At 36.3% G+C, this 2,541-nt stretch carries 5 protein-coding genes; 3 read left to right on the forward strand and 2 right to left on the reverse strand.

All coding sequences use genetic code 11. From position 1 onward, the window contains the following. A partial coding sequence (locus tag BPMYX0001_RS30990; protein ID WP_244268584.1) for a 3D domain-containing protein occupies window positions 1-115 on the forward strand: 115 nt, incomplete at its 5' end. A gap of 94 nt (window positions 116-209) precedes the next feature. Here BPMYX0001_RS30990 and BPMYX0001_RS15325 read toward each other — a convergent pair. Then, on the reverse strand, window positions 210-446 hold the full coding sequence (locus BPMYX0001_RS15325; protein WP_026008523.1) for a hypothetical protein: 237 nt from the start codon (window positions 444-446) through the stop codon (window positions 210-212). Between the two features lie 325 nt (window positions 447-771). On the opposite strand from BPMYX0001_RS15325, the gene miaA reads away from it, so the two are divergent. Together miaA and hfq are read left to right on the forward strand one after the other, a co-directional pair. Then, on the forward strand, window positions 772-1,722 hold the full coding sequence (miaA, locus tag BPMYX0001_RS15330) for a tRNA (adenosine(37)-N6)-dimethylallyltransferase MiaA (protein WP_006095657.1): 951 nt from the start codon (window positions 772-774) through the stop codon (window positions 1,720-1,722). Window positions 1,723-1,747: 25 nt separating this feature from the next. Further along, complete coding sequence (hfq, locus tag BPMYX0001_RS15335; protein ID WP_000813896.1) at window positions 1,748-1,972, forward strand: RNA chaperone Hfq; 225 nt, start codon at window positions 1,748-1,750, stop codon at window positions 1,970-1,972. Between the two features lie 70 nt (window positions 1,973-2,042). On the opposite strand, the gene BPMYX0001_RS32700 is transcribed toward hfq, so the two are convergent. Continuing rightward, window positions 2,043-2,541: Gly-Xaa-Xaa repeat protein (locus BPMYX0001_RS32700; RefSeq protein ID WP_033799049.1), on the reverse strand; the 499-nt coding region annotated here is incomplete at its 5' end.

Genomic DNA, 2,541 nt, shown 5'->3' on the forward strand with positions numbered 1-2,541 from the left:
TGCTGGTGACACTGGCGGTGCAATTAAAGGTAACCGTATCGATGTTCTAGTTGGCTCAGATAGCGCTGCTAACAAATGGGGACGTAAATCTGTTAAAGTGAAAATTTTAAAATAATGCTATTGTTGTTAAAAAAATAAATCCAGCACTTAAATATCGAGTGCTGGTCTTTCAGGCTGTTGGGAATTTCCTAACAGCCCTTTTTGTGAGTTTAAAATGGATATACAGTGCGGCCTGTGATGATTTTATATGCACTGCAAAATTGGGTTTGTGCATATTGTTTAGTCGGTTCGTCTAAAGTTTGATTGTCCAATAATGTATGAAAGGAACGTAGTAAGCAGCTTAAAGCGAAATATAATTCTTCTTGTGAGCAGTTCTTTTCTTTTAAGGATGTTTCTAAAATGAGTTCTTCCGTTAATGTTGAAAAATTAAGCGTAGCTTGTCCGATTTTCATTATATCCTCTCCGATCCTATTTTTTATCATGTATATGTACCATTGGACAAACTATGTCAAATTTATCTCGCCATTTAGGGAGTAAGGTCCTCATCTCAAGATTTAGAGGGAGGCGAGAAACTTTATAAAAGCCTGTTTGGTTAGGGGGATAATCGGTGAGGGAAGAAGGTGATCTTACTTGGTTAAAGGTTCACTGTATCATTCTTATTTTTTGAATTTCATTTACAGTATTGAAAGAACTTGCATTATGACTATTAAAATTGGTAAGATTGGATATAATGATCAGATGGATAAGATTACATAAAGAGAGTTGAAGTATATGGGAGAACTGCAACGTGAAAAAGTTGCTGTCATCATCGGACCGACTGCGGTGGGAAAGACAAAATTAAGCATTGATCTCGCAAAAGCGTTAAATGGTGAAATCATTAGCGGGGACTCAATGCAAATTTATCGTACGATGGATATCGGGACAGCTAAGGCAACAATGGAAGAAATGGAAGGAATTCCGCATTACATGATCGATATTAAAAATCCAGAAGATTCATTTTCTGTAGCGGAATTTCAAGAGCTTGTTCGAGGTTATATTCGAGAAATTACAGAACGTGGGAAACTACCGATTATTGTTGGTGGTACAGGCCTTTATATACAATCAGTTTTATATGACTATCAGTTTACAGATGAAGCTGGAGACCCTGTATATCGAGAGGAACTAGAAAAACTAGCGACAGAACATGGTGTAGAATATGTACATGAAAAGCTGCGAGAGGTAGATCCAGAAAGTGCAAGTCGCATTCATATGAATAATGTAAGGCGTGTCATTCGTGCTTTGGAAATTTTTCATACAACGGGGCAGAAGATGAGTGATCAACTTGAAAAGCAAGAAAATGAGTTGTTATATGATGTTTCGCTAATCGGCTTGACTATGGATCGCGGAATGTTATATGATCGCATCAACTTGCGTGTTGATCTTATGGTCAAACAAGGATTGCTGCAAGAAGTGAAGGATTTATACGAAAATGGAGTCAGGGACTGTCAATCTATTCAAGCGATTGGTTACAAAGAATTATATAATTATTTTGAAGGGCATGTTTCGCTAGAAGAAGCGATAATGCAATTAAAAACAAATTCGCGTCGCTATGCAAAGCGTCAACTAACATGGTTCCGTAATAAGATGGATGTTACATGGTTTGATGTGACCGATGGTGAAAAAACAGCAGAAATTTTGCGGTACATAGAAGGAAAGCTACAATTAAAGTCGAATAATAAGTAAGTAGAGAAAAAGAGGAGGATTCGACATGAAGCAATCAATCAATATTCAAGATCAGTTTTTAAATCAACTCCGTAAAGAAAATACGTTTGTGACGCTGTACTTATTAAATGGTTTCCAGCTTCGTGGATTAATTAAAGGTTTTGATAACTTTACAGTTTTATTGGAAACAGAAGGTAAGCAACAGCTTATTTATAAACATGCTATTTCTACATTTGTTCCACAAAAAAACGTTTCAATTGAATTAGAGTAGTAAAGAATTGTACATAGCAAAAAAGAGCGAGTGATTCGCTCTTTTTTTATTTATATATTTTAGAGATTCTTTAATGAATGCGGAAAATAGAGAGTCTAACAGTGGTATCACCTGTCTCGGGAATAGTGATTGTATTAGTGGTAGATTGAATAGTAATCGTAGTTCTGGATTTTAAAGTTTCAATTGTTGAAAATGTAATTGAACTTCCAATTGTGTTTGCTGAAAAGTTATCTGAAGGTATGTTGCCATTAATGGAAATTCCAAAGCCGAAGGGAGCTGACCCCGAAAATATTGTTGAAGCTGAAAAGTCAATGACATATACACCATCTTCAAGGATTGTGATTGTATCTGTTGCATCGAAATGTATGTTATTTATGTTTGAGATAAGATTGAACTGGATGTTTTGATTAGGTTTTATAGTTTGTGGAAGTGTATTTTTAAGTACGGCTGTAGTTACTGGAAAACTAAACCCTTGAGGTCCTCGTTCCCCTTGAATACCTTGTTCTCCCTGAGGTCCTCGCTCCCCTTGAATACCTTGTTCTCCCTGAGGTCCTCGCTCCCCTTGAATA

It is taken from the genome of Bacillus pseudomycoides DSM 12442 (genome assembly GCF_000161455.1).
GTDB lineage: Bacteria > Bacillota > Bacilli > Bacillales > Bacillaceae_G > Bacillus_A > Bacillus_A pseudomycoides.

What these genes read in the sequence shown, in the direction of transcription:
- miaA (WP_006095657.1), top strand. Translation starts at nt 772, where the DNA reads ATGGGAGAACTGCAACGTGAAAAAGTTGCTGTCATCATCGGACCGACT.
- hfq (WP_000813896.1), top strand. Translation starts at nt 1,748, where the DNA reads ATGAAGCAATCAATCAATATTCAAGATCAGTTTTTAAATCAACTCCGT.